General features: G+C 35.4%; 18 protein-coding genes and 1 riboswitch. Of the genes, 8 read left to right on the top strand and 10 right to left on the bottom strand.

Annotated elements, in window-relative coordinates; all coding sequences use genetic code 11:
- The first annotated feature begins 85 nt into the window (after positions 1-85).
- Positions 86-250, top strand: coding sequence for a hypothetical protein (locus HWV01_RS11420; protein ID WP_211675944.1), 165 nt, complete (start codon positions 86-88; stop codon positions 248-250).
- Positions 251-372: 122 nt separating this feature from the next.
- Here the strand turns inward: HWV01_RS11420 and HWV01_RS11410 are convergent, their stop codons facing one another.
- Positions 373-738, bottom strand: coding sequence for a PilZ domain-containing protein (locus tag HWV01_RS11410; RefSeq protein WP_211671515.1), 366 nt, complete (start codon positions 736-738; stop codon positions 373-375).
- 461 nt (positions 739-1199) lie between these two features.
- Between HWV01_RS11410 and HWV01_RS11405 the strand changes: the two genes are divergently transcribed.
- On the top strand, positions 1200-2861 hold the full coding sequence (locus HWV01_RS11405) for an EAL domain-containing protein (RefSeq protein ID WP_249185277.1): 1662 nt from the start codon (positions 1200-1202) through the stop codon (positions 2859-2861).
- A 155-nt stretch (positions 2862-3016) separates the two neighbouring features.
- Positions 3017-3718, top strand: a complete 702-nt coding sequence (locus tag HWV01_RS11400) for an oxidative stress defense protein (protein ID WP_211671513.1) — start codon at positions 3017-3019, stop codon at positions 3716-3718.
- A 109-nt stretch (positions 3719-3827) separates the two neighbouring features.
- Here HWV01_RS11400 and HWV01_RS11395 read toward each other — a convergent pair whose 3' ends face one another.
- On the bottom strand, positions 3828-5378 hold the full coding sequence (locus HWV01_RS11395) for an alpha/beta hydrolase (RefSeq protein ID WP_211671511.1): 1551 nt from the start codon (positions 5376-5378) through the stop codon (positions 3828-3830).
- 212 nt (positions 5379-5590) lie between these two features.
- Positions 5591-6526 (bottom strand): polysaccharide lyase, encoded by a 936-nt coding sequence (locus tag HWV01_RS11390; RefSeq protein WP_211671509.1) that lies wholly within the window; start codon positions 6524-6526, stop codon positions 5591-5593.
- Between the two features lie 1127 nt (positions 6527-7653).
- On the opposite strand from HWV01_RS11390, the gene HWV01_RS11385 reads away from it, so the two are divergent.
- Positions 7654-8580, top strand: a complete 927-nt coding sequence (locus HWV01_RS11385) for a bestrophin family protein (protein WP_211671505.1) — start codon at positions 7654-7656, stop codon at positions 8578-8580.
- A gap of 51 nt (positions 8581-8631) precedes the next feature.
- Here HWV01_RS11385 and HWV01_RS11380 read toward each other — a convergent pair whose 3' ends face one another.
- From HWV01_RS11380 to HWV01_RS11370, 3 genes are all read right to left on the bottom strand, one after another.
- Positions 8632-9210, bottom strand: a complete 579-nt coding sequence (locus tag HWV01_RS11380; RefSeq protein WP_211671502.1) for a porin family protein — start codon at positions 9208-9210, stop codon at positions 8632-8634.
- 607 nt (positions 9211-9817) lie between these two features.
- On the bottom strand, positions 9818-10417 hold the full coding sequence (locus tag HWV01_RS11375) for a porin family protein (protein WP_211671501.1): 600 nt from the start codon (positions 10415-10417) through the stop codon (positions 9818-9820).
- Between the two features lie 152 nt (positions 10418-10569).
- A complete protein-coding gene (locus HWV01_RS11370) occupies positions 10570-11445 on the bottom strand; it encodes a DMT family transporter (protein ID WP_211671500.1) in 876 nt (291 codons plus the stop codon).
- Between the two features lie 1070 nt (positions 11446-12515).
- Here HWV01_RS11370 and HWV01_RS11365 point away from each other — a divergent pair.
- Positions 12516-12911: a hypothetical protein gene (locus HWV01_RS11365; protein WP_211671499.1), complete on the top strand. Its 396-nt coding sequence runs from the start codon at positions 12516-12518 to the stop codon at positions 12909-12911.
- Between the two features lie 52 nt (positions 12912-12963).
- Here the strand turns inward: HWV01_RS11365 and HWV01_RS11360 are convergent, their stop codons facing one another.
- Positions 12964-14049: a tyrosine-type recombinase/integrase gene (locus tag HWV01_RS11360; RefSeq protein WP_211671497.1), complete on the bottom strand. Its 1086-nt coding sequence runs from the start codon at positions 14047-14049 to the stop codon at positions 12964-12966.
- A 441-nt stretch (positions 14050-14490) separates the two neighbouring features.
- Here HWV01_RS11360 and HWV01_RS11355 point away from each other — a divergent pair, with 441 nt between their 5' ends.
- From HWV01_RS11355 to HWV01_RS11345, 3 genes are all read left to right on the top strand, one after another.
- Complete coding sequence (locus HWV01_RS11355; RefSeq protein ID WP_211671495.1) at positions 14491-15123, top strand: SDR family NAD(P)-dependent oxidoreductase; 633 nt, start codon at positions 14491-14493, stop codon at positions 15121-15123.
- A 77-nt stretch (positions 15124-15200) separates the two neighbouring features.
- Complete coding sequence (locus tag HWV01_RS11350; protein ID WP_211671493.1) at positions 15201-15650, top strand: MEKHLA domain-containing protein; 450 nt, start codon at positions 15201-15203, stop codon at positions 15648-15650.
- 52 nt (positions 15651-15702) lie between these two features.
- Positions 15703-15802: riboswitch (purine riboswitch) on the top strand.
- Positions 15803-15869: 67 nt separating this feature from the next.
- Entirely contained in the window at positions 15870-16877 is a 1008-nt protein-coding gene (locus HWV01_RS11345; RefSeq protein WP_211671491.1) for an adenosine deaminase, read from the top strand.
- 73 nt (positions 16878-16950) lie between these two features.
- On the opposite strand, the gene HWV01_RS11340 is transcribed toward HWV01_RS11345, so the two are convergent.
- The 3 genes from HWV01_RS11340 to HWV01_RS11330 all read right to left on the bottom strand — a co-directional run bounded on the left by HWV01_RS11340 (position 16951) and on the right by HWV01_RS11330 (position 20056).
- The gene (locus tag HWV01_RS11340) at positions 16951-17190 is read right to left on the bottom strand and encodes a plasmid replication protein RepB (protein ID WP_211671489.1); all 240 of its coding nucleotides are present in this window, start codon (positions 17188-17190) and stop codon (positions 16951-16953) included.
- A 143-nt stretch (positions 17191-17333) separates the two neighbouring features.
- Positions 17334-18107 carry a hypothetical protein gene (locus HWV01_RS11335; RefSeq protein WP_211671487.1) on the bottom strand — a complete coding sequence of 258 codons (774 nt, stop codon included), beginning with the start codon at positions 18105-18107 and terminating at the stop codon, positions 17334-17336.
- Between the two features lie 401 nt (positions 18108-18508).
- Positions 18509-20056: a sodium:alanine symporter family protein gene (locus tag HWV01_RS11330; RefSeq protein ID WP_211671485.1), complete on the bottom strand. Its 1548-nt coding sequence runs from the start codon at positions 20054-20056 to the stop codon at positions 18509-18511.
- Positions 20057-20329: the final 273 nt, after the last annotated feature.

The raw sequence follows: 20329 nt of genomic DNA, 5'->3' as shown, positions 1-20329 counted from the left end.
AATCGTTACCGCGTCTTCTATCAGACTATTTTAATGGTTATAGTCTTTATATTTGTATCTAATTTTTTGATATATAAGTTAATTGTTGGCTATTAAATATTTGGCTGGGATTGTTTTCACTACAAATTTATTACTGGCTCATTCAACCGTTGTTGAAGACAGTCATTTTATTTTTTCGCATGAATTAGCCTACTTTAGTTTAGAAAAGCAGAAAGAAGATCAAATTAATGCGTGTTTGTCATCAATATAATGGGCAATTTGATCGTTTGTCCCGGAGTTGGAACCGTATCATAGGAGCTATGGCGAAAGCCTTATATATTATGATCAACACATTTCGAGAGTCGGTGTCGGTTTAGATTAACGAACTGGTTATCATTTGGGAATTGAGTGAGCTAGATGTTCTATATCTCGATGTAAAAGTGATTCATCGGCTAAGTTTAACTGAACTAAACGACGAAGTTCTGAAATACTATTAATATCAATTCTCGTACAACGTAAGCCTAAAACATGTTCTTCATTATGAACTAGAATGGCCTCCATAATGATGACTTGTTCTTGGGTTAGGCTGATTGACAGTGTCATTAGCTGATTAATATTGAACTTTACATTTCTTGGTCTGGTACAGGATAGTCCACGTAAAGATAAATCGATTACATTTGTTGACCATTGATGCCCATTACAAGTTAACATGGCATTATGATCAAATAGTATCCGTTGAAAGTGACGCTTATTATTCATAATACGCTCCTTAATAATTCTCCTGTTTAACTTAATATTTTAGAGCAAAATTATTAATATGGCTGAATTTTTTAATACTAATGACGTATCTAATATGATTTTATCATAGCCCCATTTGACTTGGAGCCAATGACGCTGTCGCGTTTCCTGTTTTTTGCCTGACAAACTAAAAATAAGTTAAAACTTAGTGTTTTAGGCCAAAATAGACAGGACTACATTGACCATAAAATTATGGATGTTTTGCATACAAGATCATACCGTATCACAACTAATCAATATAAAATCATATAGTGAATATTATGTAAGATTAAATAAGTTACTGCTAAGCTTATGTATTTTTTCATATATCATAGTTTATTAAGTCTATAACAGCTTGTTTGTTTAAAAAGATCAAGGTATATATGTGAAGATATGTCATAAGTATATGGCGTAAAGTAACTATTTTATTAAATACGATTAAGATGAGTAGCGAAATGATGGGGATTGAAGATTCGTTTTTACCTGTATTAATAGTCACTAATGATATAATTAATTCTTGTAATCGCATGTTTTCAACATTAGTTGGTATAAGTGAAAGTGAACTCATCAATCGCTCCTTACATGAATATTTGCATTTGGATGGTGACGCAGACTCAGCTGTCAGTAATATCTCTCTATTATTGAAAGCTGCAAGCGTTAGTGAAACCGGATGCTTTGTTGAAGCAACACTGATGGATGTTAACTTTCATCGTTGTAAAGTGGCTCTTCACTGCCAACGTCGTAGTGAAAATCAATTTGATAATGCGTTTAAATTATGCTTTAACGTTATTGAGAATAAATCAATTGATTCAATTACTGGTTTACCGAATGGTTGGGCGATAAGTGCACGCGCAACACATTTATTCAAATTGCCAAATACACAAATGCGTTTGATGATGCTAAGTGTGGATAACTTCTCTACTATTAACTTTCGCTATGGGTTTGATTCTGGAGATAATTACCTTTCTGTACTCGGCAAAAAATTACAAGCAACAGTGAATGGTGATGGGCTGGTGGTTCGATTGGCTAATGCGCGTTATGGTATTTTAATCGAGAATAAACGTCATTTGTCATCAGCCGATTTTAATGCGTATATAACCATGTTTTGCCAGTATTTATGTGATTTATCTTTAGGCTCATTAGTACTAACTAATGGTATTAGAGTAAATAAATCATTTAGCATTGGTATTAGTCGTGAACATACTAAGTATGAAAGTTATTTTGCAATGGAGAATGCGACCGAGACAGCAATGAGGGAGTCGAGACGTCATAGCCATTCTTATTACTGCTTTGCTAAACTCGAAATTAAACCAGAGTTAATGGCCAATAAGCTTATTATTGATGAACTTCCTAGTGCAATTGAAAAGTCTCTCATTAAAATTCATTATCAGCCTCAGTACGATCTTACTACTAAACAGCTGGTGGGTTTTGAAGCGCTATCCCGGTGGATACACAAAGATCTAGGCTATATTCCCCCGGATGTATTCATTAGGATTGTAGAAGACATAGGGCTTCATTTTGAATTTGATTTATGGGTATTTACTCAGGTTTGTAAGCAAGTTGTGGAATGGCAAAAATCAGGTGTTTCCACACCTAAAATAGCAATAAATATATCGTTTAAAACACTTGAAATGATCGACTTTATTTACCGGTTAGAATCTATAATTACGTTAACAGGTTGCCCAAAAGACTTACTCGAGATTGAAGTAACCGAAACTGCTTCAATTAGTAATATGGATACCTTAATCGATAATATCAGCGCTGTACGTAGTCTTGGTATTCTTGTTGCGATTGATGATTTTGGTTCAGGTTATTCGTCGCTAAGCCTTGTTAGAAAATTACGGAAATCACTCAATACGTTGAAAATTGATCGCTCATTAGTTGCCGATATATGTGAATCTACGTTAGATAAAGAATTTGCAAGAAAAATTATCGAATTAGGAAAAGTCTTAAATGTTAAGGTATTAGCTGAAGGCGTCGAAACCTTAGCACAACGAGATTTATTACAAACTCTTGGATGTGATTATGCGCAAGGGTACTATTTTGACAAAGCATTATCGATGGTAGATGCTGAAAATCTCATCTTGAATAAAGCTAGCAATTAAGCCTGATGTTGATTTTAGTATAATAAATGAACGAAAAGGGTTTATATTGTCTTATTTCACTCTAATCGTACATATTTATTAATATAAGGATAATTTTCAATTTGTTACTGTCGGACTATAAGGTAAATAAATAACAATAATGAGAGGTTATTCGTATGAACAAACATTTATTCGCGGCTATTTTTAGTGCTAGTACATTTATTTCTACAGGTGTGATGGCGGCAGATGTCGATTTTCCTCATTTAGAAACCACAGGTATGGGCGAAGTGATTGCTAAGCCAGACATGGCCGTATTCTCTGTCCAAGTATCTGAAACGCGTAAAACAGCAAAAGAAGCAAAAGAAGCTGTCGATAATGCAATAGCGGCATTTAATGGGCGATTGAAAAAGGAAGGAGTGGCGCGTACGGATATTGAAAGTTCTAACATTTCACTGCGTCCTGAGTATCACTATAAGAAAGATCAGGAACCTAAACTCATAGGGTACCGTGCAAACAGAGATGTGACGGTAACTGTCAGAGATTTAAATAAACTTAATAGTTATTTAGATGGTGCGCTTGGCGATGGCATTAATAACATTAATAATATTCAACTGAAAGTAAGTAACGAGCCTAAATTTATAGAACTGGCACGACAAGCTGCAATCTTAGATGCAAAAGAAAAAGCACAGTCACTTGCGAAGGGCTTTGATGAAAAGGTTGATGGTGTTTGGAAAATCACTTACCGCTCATCACAACCTCGTCCAATGTTAATGAGGTCTATGCTTCTTGGCGCAGCACCAGATGTAGAATCGACTTATCAAGATGATAAAATTATTATTCGAGACCAAGTTGATGTGGTATTTCGCCTCGAAGATTAATTAGCTATTCAGAGTAACAACTTTATTAGCTTAGGATAGACTCGTTTACCCTCGATTAAATGAGTGTTACTAGCCGTCAGTCTCGATTTATGACCGACGGCTATATCGATTAGTCTTTATAAATAAACGTCTTATTATTGACGCAAGTAGCATCTAGGTCATTTAACTTCGAGGGGTCTCCAACAAATGTTTTGATATTTTGCTGAATACACTCCCCATTGTCAGAAAATAGAACAACATGATCAACCGTATCATCTGTAATAACTCGGCTGTTTGCAAAATCTTTTTTGACTAGGTTTCCCCATGCTTGTGGAGTCTGGTAATCGTTGCCGCCTTGAGTAATAAGTACAGGGACAGTATCATTATTCACTGCTAAGGCTTCCTCGTCAGCGGCTTTTTTTACATCCCATATTTTACATGCGCTAGGGGTAAACTCCATGTGAAAGCTATTATCGATGACTTGTTGTACTTCACTTGCCCAGTTAGCTCTTTCTGTATTCATTTGCTCATAATAAGGAAGAAATCCATATTCTTCAGCACAAACTACAGATAACCCCATAGCATAAAAATCATCTGGTATATCAGGCACTGCGATGATCTCTTCTTTATGCACCTGAAGTAGCTCCTTAACTTTACTTATTGGTAGTTTAGTGAAAGCTGGAATTGTATATTCGATCCAATCCTCGTGTGTTGTGTCATAAGGCATAAGAGATAGCAATAAACTTAAGTAGTACTGATGATCTTCTTTGGGCAAATCAATAATTTGATTTTTAATCTGACTTTTTAGTGTGTCTGAGTCACAGACTAAAGGAGAACGATCACAGACCTCAATAATGCGTTTAAGGTTCTCGTAATTAGCCCATTTAGCGTCATCAACCCCGTTAATTTGAATTGGGAAAACGCCGTCAAGTACCATTGCTTTAATTCCTGACTCAGTTTGAAAACCTTGATTTGTCAGGCGATCTTCCTCACGTAATACTGTTATAGCTAACCTGGTACCATAAGAGGCGCCAACTAGCGTCCACTTATCTTTGAGCTCTCCGGTATCCTCTAGTTTTTTACGTAAAACAATGAAATCTAGCGCATTATTTTTACTATTGAACGCGTTAAAATCGACGTCATTATTTTCAAAATCGGACTTACATCGTTTTAACTTTTCTTCGTCGGTACTAGTACCTGATTGACAGTATAACGCTGGCGTTGAATAGCCAGTTCCTCTTTGATCAACCAAATAAATATCATTGTTATCACGAATCGTCAGCGTTTTGAAGCGATCTGAATAACTGAGGATGTTTCCGCCTGGTCCGCCTTGCAAAAAGGCAATCGCGCCTTTTTTATTATTATTAGCTGAATTGATTTTAGCGATGGCCAACTTGATTGTTTTACCGTTTTTTGGGTTAACGTAGTCCTCTGGCACAGTCAAAGTCCAGCATTGTTTGACAAAGTCTGGAGGGGTAAAGGATGACGTTTTTAGTTTAAAGTCGGAACAAGTTGTTGAATCTAAGTGCGATATGGCTAAAGCAGATGTGAAATTTTCGAACGGAGAAGGTGGCTTTTTAGCGCCACTATCTCCGGAACCTGCCCCCCCACCAGAGCCGCCACAAGCGACCAAAGAGCTGAAGGTCACCAATGTAAGAACATATTTGACTGTAGATCTCATAAGGAATTTATCCTAAACGTGAGCAATAAGTCTTAATAGTTTAGCTTATAACTTACAGGTTTCTTATTTAGCATTACATTATCCAAGGAATCTCGATCTACAGCCCCGCGGTCACTACTACCGCTACTGCCTTTTCATTGAATGTAATTTACGCAGAAAAAAATTGACCTTGTTAGATAACAAGGTCAATTTTTAATTTATCATTTAGAGGATTATTTTGAATAGCTAATCGGTTTTGTACTTAATACTACATGATCAAAATAAGCTGTTGAATCACGATCTACAGCCCAGTCATTACTGTTGCCACCGTGCCAAAGCTGGAAGTATTGATAGTTAATAGCATGTTTCCCGTTTTCAGAAAACGTCATATTGGTTTTTTCAAGTACTTTAAATCCATTTACATGGATTGTAACAATACCGTTTGCTTGGTTTGCGTCGTTCATTTTCACATACTGTTCGATAAGATATGTTTTTTCACGTTTAAATGAGAAGTTTTCACCTTCATGTTGATAATCAATTTCATCACCACATTTGTTGGTCTTATCTTGGTGATAGAAATAGCCTATCGCACGACCATTTTCACGAAACATTGATCGTAAACTAAAACCTTCGTCTTTGCCGACAGTTTTACAACCATCAGGTTTCTTATCTATGTGAAAATTCAATCCTGCTAATCCAGGTAATTTCCCGCCCATAGAAAAGTCATAATTGTTGCCAAATGTAATTTGATATGAGAAATACAACTCATTATATTCGTTTAATTTTTTACCACCCGAAATCCCTTGTTTATAGTGATCTTTAGGGTGGGTAATAGCTAGCTGTTGTGAACCATTTCTTTCAACAATATTCGCTCTGCCAGTAATTTTACCCCATTCATTGTTAAAATCGCTCTTGAACAAAGCTGCTGTATACGCACCATTCTGATGATTCTCAAAATTAATATCATTGATAATACCTGATGCATTTTTGTAATCCACATTTGGCACAACATCATGAATCTTACTTGGGTCTAGCTCTTTATCTGTAGCTGAATCATTTTTATCTGGTGTTGGAACTTTCTCTGTTTGAGTTTTATCATCTGTTGATGAAGATCCGCCACATGCAACTAAAAATATACATGTAAAAGTACAAAGTAATAAATTTTTCAAGTCTAAACTCCCTGGTGTTTATTATTTATGATAAATTCATACAGCTACTATTTATTCACTGGATATAATTTACACAGGCAAAATTAACCTTATTAAATAACAAGGCTTATTGTGAATTAATTATTTATGGTTTTATTTTTAATCGCTAAATGGTTGTGTGCTTAACACAACATCATCGAAACACCTTGCTTAAATCCGTCTTTAGGGTGAGTTACCGCTAACTGCTTTGAACCTTTCTATCTAAAAAATTTAATTTAGCTAGACAACCTATAGTTCGCCATTCATTATTAAAATCTGCATTAAGTCTCCCGGCTGTATATTCACCGTTCTGGTTGTGCTCAAAATCGATGTATTTGTGTCATCTAGGTTTGGCACAAATAATAAATTTTCAAATGAACACCTGACCTATCTCTAAATGATTTTTAAGCATACTAACGGCATTATTTGACCAGCACAAGCGGGTGGGTTTGTGCTGTGTGATACTTACTGTACGTAAGTGTTTGGTTTAAATTTCTAAGTATTTGATAAGAAAGGACTCGAAATTAATTGAAAAAAATGTCAATTTATAGTGTTAAATCGTAAAATTGTGCTATGGCAGTTTTATCTAGATTTACGAATAATGTCAGTATAAAATTCGCGTTCAGCAGTATTCATTATAGAAATTGACTACTGCAGTAATTTAATTATTTTGTAAAGGATGAGATATATTGAGCAAGTTGTTGCTTAATATACGTAAAATAGTGCTGCTTCTTAAGTAAGTAATAAGTGATTAAATGCAAGCTACTAGCACCAATCGGGTAATATTAACTTTGGTTTTATGTAATTAATGCTAATGGTTAAAATTAGATCAATAAAATATAAACCAAAGTCGATATTATAATAATAAATAGATATATCATATCGACACTGTTTTATAATATATAGTTTGTTTTATTCATTGTTTTTGATTTAGGTCTATACTAGAGATCTATTGTTACAATATAGAAAAAGTTAATTACCATTTAGAGTATTATCATTTAATTTTTAATCATTATAATAGATAACATTTAAATTTTTAAAGGTATTAATTTTGTTAGCTTTTTTATTTCGAGTAAATGAAGGTTCAATTTTTAATTTGCGAGATAATTATGATCGTCCGTGATAACCCAAGTGTATTTAAGCTTTTTTTCATTCTTAAAGGTTCGGTTATTCCGCTGATATTTCCACAGGTTCTATTTATTACATTACTTAGTACTTTAGTTGCAATCGCACATTTTAAATATCCGATTATTCTTCCTACATATACAGTTGCACCGTTTACCTTATTAGGTGTCGCGCTATCGCTGTTTTTAGGGTTTCGTAATAATGCATGCTATGAGCGTTGGTGGGAAGCGAGAAAATTATGGGGACAGCTAATTGTTAATTCACGAAGCATAGGTAGGCAAGTATATTCATTTATAGATGATGATAAAGAAGGTGGTGAGTTGATGCAGAGGCGACTAATCAATCTGACTATCGCTTTTAATCACGCATTACGGCATCATCTTCGCCATTCAGAACCTTGGGACGATATTGGAAAATATCTTGAGCCTGAAGATTTAGCGTGGCTAAAAAAATCTAGAAATATACCCGACTCGATATTACGACTAATGGGATTAAAGTTAGGAACTTGTAGACATAAAAAACTATTGTCTGATTTTTTGGTTCAAAGTATCGATGAACACATAACATCAATGACTGCAGTGCAAGCGGGCTGTGAACGAATTGCTAATACGCCATTACCTTTTGCATATCGATTACTTGTGCAGCGTACCGCATATTTATATTGTATCATTTTGCCATTTGGACTTGTTGCTTCGCAAGGTTTTGCGACACCACTATTTTGTGCCATTGTTGCTTATACTTTTTTTGGATTAGATGCGTTAAGTGAAGAGTTAGAACAACCATTTGGGCTATCTTTCAATGACTTACCTTTGCATTCGATGTCTAGGAATGTTGAGATTGGTTTACTTGAGATGATGGGGGAGGCGGACTTACCTGAACCAATAAAAGCGAAATCACATTTGCTAGAATAACATTGGATAATGAGATGATAACAAAGGGTTTGTTATCATCTCAAATTATTTTTAGAACTTGTAACTTGCAGCTACGTATGCAGAACCAATAACTACGTCTGTATCTGAAGTTGAAAAACCGTTATCAATTGTGAAAGAATCTGCTTCATAACCAGCACGGAAACTTACACCAGATAATGCCGCGGGTGTATATTCTAGACCTAAACCAATGTGAAGAGCTGTTGCTCTATCATCTTTAAATGTTTTAAATGATTCATCTAAATCTAGACTTGAAAGACCAATAATACCAAATGGACGTAAACCATTCTGGAAAGTGTAACCAAGGTTAGCAGATACAGAAAATGATGTTGGATCCCACGTATATGATTTAACTTGTTTAATAGGTGTCACTTCACCATATTGTGTGTATTGTGCTTCAATTGCTACGATACGGTTAAATTGATAGCCACCAATGAACTTTAGCGTTGTACCATCTGTGTCTTCATCGTAGACAACGCCAGTTTCATCTAGATCCGCAAGTGTTGAACCAAAACCACCACCAATGTAGAAACCTGAAACATCTTGATTTGCTTGAACACTTGCAGTTAATGCTAGCGCAGTTAAAGCGCCTAATACAGTAATTGATTTCATTTTTTTACCTTTATTTTTGATTATATATAATATGATAACACCTTAATTATATAGGATAGTGAGTTTTATACAATGCTATAACCCTTAAGTAATATAAATACATGCAAGGTACAGCTGGTTATGTTGACATATTCAGATTAATTAACTAATACATTAATGTTTGGTAAAGAGGCTAACTTTGGACCTGCACGATAAATTATCAAAGCGAATAAAATTAAGCTACAACCGGCTAACTTTGTTAATTCCATTTTTCACCATACCAAAGCATACTTAAAACAACAGTCCAGGTTATTTCTAAAATCATAATAATGGCAGCATTTGCTGTTGTCGTATTCTTTGACCTGCAGTCTGAAGAATTATGGGGAGAATTAATTGTTAATTAACGAAGCATAGGTAGGCAAGTATATTCATTTATAGATGATGATAAAGAAGGTGGCCTTCAATGACTTACCTTTGCATTCGATGTCTAGGAGTGTTGAGATTGGTTTACTTGAGATGATGGGGGAGACGGACTTACCTGAACCTATTAAAGCGAAATTACATTTGTTAGAATAACATTTAATAATGAGATGATAACAAGGGGGTTTGTTATCATCTCAAATTATTTTTAGAACTTGTAACTTGCAGCTACGTATGCAGAACCAATCATTACGTCTGTATCTTCATAACGATTAGCAGTACTATATTCTTCAATTGTGAAAGCATCTGCTTCATAACCAACACGGAAACTGACACCAGATAATGCCGCTGGTGTATATTCTAGACCTAAACCAACGTGAACAGCTGTTGCGTCATCATCTTTAAGTACTTTTGTTGATTGACCTAAATCTAGACTTGAAAGACCAATAATACCAAATGGACGTAAACCATTCTGGAAAGTGTAACCAAGGTTAGCCGATACAGAAAACGTTGTTGCATCCCACTTATATGTTTTACCAGCGTATGTAAGAGTTTTATTAGGTGTGATTTCACCATATTGTGTGTATTGTGCTTCAATTGCTACGATACGGTTAAATTGATAGCCAGCAATGAATTTAACCGTTGAACCATCTGTGTCTTCATTGGAAGTATAGCCAGTTCTATCTAGGTCTACAGTTGTTGAACCTACACCACCACCAATGTAGAAACCTGAAACATCTTGATTTGCTTGAACACTTGCAGTTAATGCTAGCGCAGTTAAAGCGCCTAATACAGTAATTGATTTCATTTTTTACCTTTATTTTTATTTATATATAATACGATAATAACTTAATTATATAGGCTCGTGAGTTTTAAACAATGGTATAACCCTTAAGTAATGTAAGTGAATGTAAGTTGCAGCTGGTTATGTTGACATATTCAGATTAATTAATTGATACGTTAATGCTTGGTTAAAGAGGCTAACTTTGGACCTGCACGATAAATTATCAAAGCGAATAAAATTAAGCTACAACCGACTAATTTTGTTAATTCCATTTTTTCACCATACCAAAGCATACTTAAAACAACAGTCCAGGTTGGTTCTAAAATCATAATAATGGCTGCATTTGCTGTTGTCGTATTTTTTTGACCTGCAGTCTGAAGGGCATAGCGTAAACTTGTTGCGATTAATACACTCATCGCAAGCCAGCCCCAAATTTCCAATTCAATTTGTTGAGGCCATGTTTCGGATAATAGGGATACGAATACTCCAAGAACACCGGTGACGAATAGTTGGATACAAGTAAGAACCAGTGTCGGAATTTTTTGTGCAAAGTGGCTATTTAAATTAAATTGCATGGCAAGCATAACAGCCGAAAACATAAACCAAATTTGACTACCTGAGATAGTCCAGCTACTCCCTTTTGACAAAAGAATTAAACCAAGTATTGCAAAGGGTAGTGAAAACCAAAACATTCTAGGTGGTCTGTTTTTAAAAAAAATCCAAGCGATAATAGGGACAAACAACATTGATAAGCTCATGATGAATGCGCCTTCACCTAGTGAGCTACTATTGGCGATCGCATAAATCCAGATTAAAATTGCAGAACCAAGAAAACAACCGACACTTGCAGCTCCAAGTAAGGTTGCCCGATTAATGTTAAAAAGTGTTCGATAACAAAATGGTAATAATAGTATGGATGCAAGAATAAATCGTAATCCGATGAAACCAAAAGTCGGTAATCCTTGAATCGCCTCTTTGGAAAATATCCATCCAGCTGAAGCAAGTATTGTTGTAATGACAAGGATTAAATCAGCACGGCGGTTATTGGTCATCTCATTCCTAGAAAATTTTAATAGGGATATTATTCTAGCTACATTCTATCGTTAAATAGATATTCATCCCACAAAATACAGCGCTAATATGGCTATTTATTACATTATATTGGTTTGAATCTCGTTAGTTATCAAGGCTACTGGTTTATCTCACTTAATTGTAATGATTAACTGAAATTTAATCATCAAGCCACAAAGTCATAGTAAGTAATTGATAATTATGGATTTATGTTGATTTCAGTGTGCTAACTACATTTTATACATTATTTTAAACCGTATAATGACATTCATTTTGTCTCATTTTTACGGGGCCACATAAATAGCTGTATATAAATACAGTTATCTATTATCTTGTTAAAGACCTATATTTCACTGGAATATACAATGACAGTCGTGATTTTGCTTTAAAATGGTGTTAAATACGTCATTTACAACCCCTTAAATTGCACGTATGGTGTTGATTAATATGGTTAATTCCGCTTTTTGATGGTTTTTTTGTGTGCCGTATGTGAAATCTATAGTTTGGTGGCTATGATTATCCGTAAATTTTAAAAAACAGGCCTAAAACTCTATTGTACGAAATGATATTTCAGTGGTAATAGACGTCTTATTAATTAATGTATACATCATTGAAATTCAGCTATGCATTCTATTTCTTTTGATTTATAAGTCTATTTAATTTCATATTTAATTCTAGCATTCTGAAAATTGGTAATAAATATGGCATCGCTTTATGCATCACTTGGTGAATTTAGGTTAACAAAATAAAATTCAATTTATATTCAGCACACGCCTCTTTATTTCGTATAATGACCGTTAAACGAAATAAAGACGTTGATATCATTGGTATTTATAGATGAATTATTATTTTAATATATAGGTTTTAAAATGTATGTTTTGATTAATAATCTATAAATTTCATACATGCCAGTGTTAATATTCACATTATGAACATAACAAGGAACTTCAAATTGACTCTTAAATTGAACTAAAATGATGTTATAATAAATTCAATTGATTTCTTATTTTTAAAGAAAGCATTCTTCTTAACTTAATCCGTGGTAAATATTATGAAGATTAAACCAGACGCAGTTCGAAAAAACAGTACGATAAGAATGTACGAAAACTTACTCGAAAAATTAGAAAGCATAAGTGATCAATGTAATGTATCTAAGAGTCAGTTTGTTGAAGGTATGCTTGCAGACGTTTTTGAAAATGGCATGGGTGATTTATTATTAGGGACGGGTATTATTACTGTTCATCTTAGTAATAAAATAACGAAGAGGCATGTTGAAAATGTGTTGATCGAAAATTATCCTAAAATAAAAAATACACTTTATGTCGAGACGGATAATGATGAAACAGAAATTACAGTGAATTTAAACGGTAATGAATTTAGCCATCATGATACAGCGTGCATGTTCCATTCAATATTGAATGAGATGGTAAATTTAATTGATGGTTAAAGGCTGTTAATTATAATTGGAAAGGGCATGACCTTTCCAATACATACTAATTTTAATCTGCTGTCATCGCTTCCAATCTTTCTCTAAATTCACGTACTGTCGCAAATTTATTATTCACACCTCGGGTGTAAAGTTCAACCATACGTAAAGTCTTCCAACGACCAGCTCGCATAACCAGCGAATCATCAAAACCAGCGCCGACAAGATCACAAGATGCACCAACTCGAGCAGAGTGTCCACTAAAAGGCCGTTCGGGTAAGTCGATATGTAAATCAAAACTGACAGATTCATTATATGTATTAATTTGATGCCAGGTATTTGCAAACACAAGTTCAACCGTTTTCGTTGATATTGGTTTGTCATTTGGGTTTGGTGAAAGCGAACTCGGTTTTAGCTTTTCTAGTTTACCGCCTCGTGGTGTTGTTCGTTTAAACAGGTATTGCCCATGATGTTCGGTTATTTTTTGAAGGTACAGTGGTAATAGCTTTGATGTGAATTTACTCAAGTGAACAATTGAACCATCTAACGATTTATCTGTTTTCGTATTCGTGATATTAACAGTATAAAGGCCGTTGGTTTTATGTAGTTGTTCTATGAACAGGTGACAGGCTTCACTTTCACGGAGCAGTCCATCGTAGCAAATGTTGAGTAATAATGTATTTCGGATAGAGATCAATGATGATATATCAAGTCGTTCATTTACAAATTTAAGGTGCTCATAAGAAAATGCCACAGCTTGCTTACGTTTAACGCCCAGCTTTACCTCTTGTTTCGAGATGATTTTTAACCTAGCTGTGATCACTGTTTTGAAATAAGGGATCTCTAAACCCGCTAAAGCATGTACCTTTGATACTGCCCATGCGTAAATTCGTAGTGTTTGAGCTTTACATCCTCGCTCATTTTCCTTTATCAGAAATGCTTCAAGCACTGTCGCATCTTGTAATGGTAAAGGGATAATATTACGACTGAGGCAATATTCATTGAATTTATTCACATGGAAATGCAGTGATTTAAGTGTGTTTTCTTCTAACTGCTCTTTACGATCACTAAACCTGAGTAGGTTTTCGATGTGTTCTTCACTAAGGTTAGTTAATGGAATTATTGAGTTATTACCTATATTTATCAATGCTTTAGGCATTTTAATCCCATTTGGTTGCTTAATCTAAAATATTAACGTGGCAATTATAACATCTACAACTGTATAAGCAACCAGTATAAATGGTCTTTATTTTCGTGCGCTACGTGAAATCTGAAGATGTAGTGGGGAACCTAGCTAGTTAAATTCACGTAGGAGCGATAATTCAACACGTTAAAGTCGTATTGAACGAGATAAATGTGTTTAATTCAGTAAGTTTTATTAATGTAACCTGAGTTTATTCAAAAAGTAAGTGATTTTCGTACTGAAACAGCATTATCACCAGAAGCCACTATATAAATAATGAGCATATTTACAGTACAAACAACAGTATCTATAACATTGAGATTAATAATAACAAAACTATTTACTTAATTATGTAGTGACAGATAACAATATAAATATATAATGATAATCATTATCAATAACGCGATGGCTAATAATATGAAAGAAGTAGTGATTTTTGGTGCTGCAAGTGGGTTAGGACTGGCGATGGTCAATTACTTTACGAGTAATGGAGTGTCTGTCATTGGTGTTGCGCGTAATGTTGAAAAAAATGCACTTTCAACATTATGTGATAAAACGTATCAATGTGATGCAACCGATCAAGCACAAGTTTCAAGTGTTGTCGAATCACTTAGTAAAGATGCTATCGTGATCTCAACTATGGGTAGCTTTCGTGCCGATATACCTGTTGATTATATCGGTCATCGACATCTTATAGATGCATTAGAAAGTGCTGGGATTAACCGATTTTTATTAGTAACTTCATTAGGTTGTGGTGATTCGTGGCAGTTTATGTCTGCGCGATCTAAAACTGGTTTTGGTAGCGCAGTAAGAGAAAAGTCACTGGCAGAATCGTACTTACAAACCAGTACGTTAGACTTTACGATCTTGCGACCGGGTGGATTAAAGGATGGTGACGTGACTAATGCTGGTGACTTATCACAGGGTAAGGAAGTGCATGGAATGATCACTCGTCACGAAGTTGCACGATTGGTCCATGCATTATTACTTCAAGATAAGAGTAAGAAGCAAGTATTTGAATGTGTTGATCCAACAGTTGTTTACGGATAGTGATGTAACATATACGAATAGTTATGTAATAATAAGGTTCTTGACTCGACTCTTTATAGATAACAAGGATCTTATCAATGAATCAACCCAGCTCTGAAAATGGATATCTCCACGAACATGCCGATCTATTAATATCAAGTTATCAACGCCTAACGGGTAAAAATCTCATTGATAGTCGTCATGGCGATATTGGCAAAGCTTTATTTTACGCTGACTTTGTCGTTGTATCGCATGGCACTGAAAGTGATCCGATATTTAATTATGGCAACAAGTCGGCATTAAAATCATTTGAACTTAGCTGGTCAGAATTTGTTGTTTTGCCATCGAGAAAGTCTGTGAAATCTCTAGACCGTGATGAAAGACAGGACTTGTTGGAGAGAGTCACAGCGTTTGGTTTTGTTGATGGTTATCGCGGTTTACGTATTTCCTCTACGGGACGTACTTTTTGGATAGAAAATGCAACGGTATGGAATCTTATTGATAACAGAGGGGCTTTTCGTGGCCAAGCTGCTATGTTTAAACCATAGACTTGCTAAATTACATTCTGTATAATCAGTTTCAAGCTAATTCAGTATTTCAATTTTGCAATTAGTTTCCCTTCGTATAACCCTAATGATATGGATTAGGGGTCTCTACCAGGAACCAATAATTCCTGATTACGAAGAGTTTAGTACTTTAGTACTTTTCTCTTTGTAGTGTCTGTTATTAAAGAGAAGTACTTAATAAATTTTATTAGGAACTTAATCATGAAACAATTTATTCAAAATTTACCAAAAGTAGAACTTCATTTACACATCGAAGGCACGCTTGAGCCAGAGCTTATGTTCGAACTTGCCGCACGCAATAATATCGATATTCCCTTCAAATCATTCGAAGATGTGAGAGATGCTTATAATTTTCATAATCTTCAATCATTTTTAGATATCTATTATCAAGGCGCTAATGTATTAATTACAGAGCAAGATTTTTTCGATCTTACCTGGGCTTATCTACTGCGTTGTAAACAAGACAATGTTGTTCATACCGAAGTATTTTTTGATCCACAAACCCACACTGAACGCGGCATTAGTTTTGCTACTGTTGTTAACGGTATCCATAACGCCTTATCTCAAGCGGTTGAAGAGCTTGGCATTACAAGCCAATTGATAATGTGTTTTTTACGTCATCTCGATGAAGAGTCGGCATTTATAACATTAAATAAATCACTTGAGTACAAAGATAAGATCGTCGCCGTCGGGTTAGATTCGTCAGAAAATGGTAACCCAGCCAGTAAGTTTGAACGTGTTTTCAAAGCTGCGATTAATGAAGGTTTCTTAACCGTTGCGCATGCTGGAGAAGAAGGCGAGGCGAGTAGTATTCGCGATGCATTAGCGCTGTTGAAAATTACGCGTATTGATCATGGTGTACGATGTTCTGATGATGAGACGTTAGTTAAAGAGTTAGCAACACTGCGAACGCCGCTAACAGTTTGTCCGTTATCAAATATAAAGCTTAAGGTATTTGAAAAAATGGAAGAACATAATATTGTTGAATTATTACGAGAGAATGTATGCGTTACGATTAATTCTGATGACCCGGCATACTTTGGCGGTTATATGACAGATAACTTCATGGCAGTGAGTCATGCGCACGACATGTCAAAATCAGAAATCGCACAATTTACTTTTAATGCCATTGAGGCCAGTTTTATTTCAGAGGATGAAAAAGAACGTTTAGTTGCAATGAATACAGCCTATTTAGCACTGAATCAATAATAAAATCCCCGTAGAGGTCTTACTTTTACGGGGACTTAAATATAGCTGTGTTTATATACAGTTATATTTTAAGCTAGCTTAAATCGATACTTATCTTCTTAAAACCAATCTTTTGTGCATTCGCTGCTGCGGCATCAATACTCTTAAATGCACGTGGTGTATTTGATTCTTCACGTTGCGAGGTCATCACATGTACATTCTTATTTGTCGTGTTTGCAATTAAGATATAACCGTCCATTAATGGTGCGCGTTTAATTGTTACGGACTTTAACCCTCCGTTATCAAACAATACCTTTAACTCTTTGATTTCCAAGTAATACAGCCTCTTTATTGAACAGAGTAAAAGAACATATTATACAATCAAACTGGAATTTTAACCAATCAAATCAGGAATTTGATTGGTTAATTTAAACCATAACAGGCTTGCTAAGGTGGGGGGCAACCGATGGTATATAGCTAATCGTTTGTGCTTATTAATTTATGAAGTTCGCCTACACGGCTTTTGTTATTTAATGTCACAAACCAATTAGAATTATGGCTCATCATGACTATACTATCAATACCATTGCAATTATCTGGAGTGACGTTGATATTGCCTATTGAGTAAGTTGTAGAAATGTCAAGAAATGTACTTCCAGCACCTTTGACTAACTTACCAGTCACGTTACAGCTTGAGGTCGAAATTTCCACATTTGAGTTATCGATTGTCATGCGGACATCATTATCATCTTTCCAAGTGCCAGCTGCAAACTTGACCGGAAAATCTTCTAGAGTGCTACGAGACATATTACCTATCGTATCAGCGCCAAAACTATGGCCATCCCACTCGAGACTTAATGGGGATGTACCCGTTATGTTTATTTGAACATGTACAAACTTATCTTTATCTTGGCTATTAGGCATTTTGAAATATGCTATCGCAAATATCAATGATTGATCTGTTATCTCCTTATCTTTATCGTCAGATAATATGCCAAAAGAAACTAACTTTCTAGTATTTACAGTATCCGAACTAAAGTCTTTATAGCTAAATATTGCTGGTTTCGTTTTATCTTTTTGAGAAACCATTAAAAATGCTTCCTGACCATCCACTTTATACAAATCTGATTGGATGACTATAGGTTTAGTTGGTGAGACAACTTTAGTTGAAGTGCCACCACCACCACCACCGCATGCAGATAATAGGATAGTAGTTGTTGCAAGTAGTGCACATTTAAAGATCGTCTTCATTTTATTACCTATTTAAATATAATTATCAACAACAGTCATGAAAATAATGTAAGTAATTTTCTTATGACTTTTGCTTTACGCGTAAAGAAAGCGTCGGGATTATATTCCTCAAAAATTAATATAACAATAAATAATAGCGCTATATATCGAATCGGTATAATAGAATTAATCTTATAATTCTATTATCTAATGTCCATAAATATGTATTTCTAAGTAATTATAACAGTTATACGCACCTATAATTGATTTGTTAAAGCATGTGTCACACATATAGTGGGTTATTATTTGAGTGGTATTTTAGAAGTGATTGTTTGTGTTTATATTTTAGATGTAAATAGTCCGGTTGATACTATTAACCGGACTATTTATTATTTAAAAGAGGCGGGGGGAAATTAATTAAATTAGTTATTTATCTCTTTTGAAACCAGTACACCTTCTTTGCTGTAATCTTTTATTTCGCCAGATTTAACTCGAGCAATAAACGAATGTAGCTCTTTTTTCACCACTGGCATTAAGAAATACAAACCGATGATATTGAAGATAGACATTGCAAAGATAGCCGCATCAGAGAAATCAATCACAGCGCCAAAGCTAACACTTGCACCTATGACCACAAAGCCACAGAACATAATTTTATAGACAAGTTCCGTCGTTTTACCTTCACCGAACAGATAAGTCCAAGCCTTAAGCCCATAATAAGACCACGAAATCATTGTTGAGAAAGCAAACATAACAACAGCTACTGCCAGGATATACTGGAATATATCTGCCGTTTCAGTAAATGCCGCTGCGGTGAGTGTTACCCCGCTAAGTTCACCATTGTTCATACCTGAAATTGTGATAACCAGTGCCGTCATAGTACAAATGATCACGGTATCAATGAATGGTTCAAGTACTGAAACCAGACCTTCAGTGATAGGCTCTTTGGTTTTTACTGCTGCATGCGCAATGGCTGCAGAACCAACACCAGCTTCATTTGAGAATGTAGCTCGTTTCATACCTTGGATTAATGCACCAACAAAACCACCGGCAACACCAGCACCAGTGAAGGCACCTTCAATGATTTGTGCAAATGCATCGCCAATCATAGATGCGTTAGATACCAACACAATAACCGACATGCCTATATATAACAGAGCCATTGCTGGGACTAATTTACTTGTTACTTTCGCAATTGATGGCATGCCACCAATAATAACCGAACCAACCATCATCGCTAAAATAACGCCTGTAACCCAGCCATAGCCGTCAGGTATACCCAGAGCTTGTACAATCATTGCGTTCGCTTGGTTCCCTTGGAACATGTTGCCGCCACCGAGCGCGCCTAAAATAGTCATAATTGCAAAGCCGACAGCTAGGAATTTACCTAGACCAGCAAAACCACGTTCTTTTAAACCTCGGCTCAGGTAATACATTGGACCACCCGATACTTCACCGTTTGGCAGCTCATTACGATACTTAACACCAAGTGTACATTCACAGAACTTTGAAGCCATACCAAGCAGGCCACACAGGATCATCCAGAAAGTGGCACCGGGACCACCAATGGCGAGCGCTGCACCAACGCCAGCAATATTACCAAGTCCGACTGTACCAGAAAGTGCTGTTGTTAAGGCTTGGAAGTGAGAAACCTGGCCAGGTTCGTCCTTGTTCGGATCTGTGAAGTCACCTTTGACGATCTTAACCGCTAAACCAAAACGTTTGAACTGAACAAAACCAAAATAAAATGTGAAAATAATGGCCGCAATAAATAACCAGCCTACAATTATGGGGAAGTTTGTCCCATTAACAGGAACTGAGGTGAAAATAGTGTTAGCAAACCAACTGAGGTTTTCATTAAAGAACTGATCAACAGCCTTATCAAACCCGACTGGTTCACTGGCGGCAAAAGCCGAAGAGGTAAACATGCTTAATATTACAGCAAAGTAGCAACTAACCTTAGAGATCATATTCAATTCCATCCATGTTTTATCTTATTTAAGCGATACCAATAGAATAATTCACTATTCAATATGGTATTTCCCGCTCCATGGCAAAATAAATTAGCAATAAATAAACATTTACTCAACAATCGGCGTTAGCATGTGATGGTGCATTGCGCTGCAAAAAAGTTTAATCTCAGGTGTTATAGGCTGCCAATTAATGTATTTACCAGTTAATATCACTGGTAAGTGGTGTGTGGCGGATGATATGCGATTAACATTATATTGATTACATTTTGT

The sequence above is a fragment of the Moritella sp. 5 genome, assembly GCF_018219455.1.
In the GTDB taxonomy this organism is placed as follows: domain Bacteria; phylum Pseudomonadota; class Gammaproteobacteria; order Enterobacterales; family Moritellaceae; genus Moritella.
This window is presented reverse-complemented; position numbering and strand designations above follow the sequence as displayed.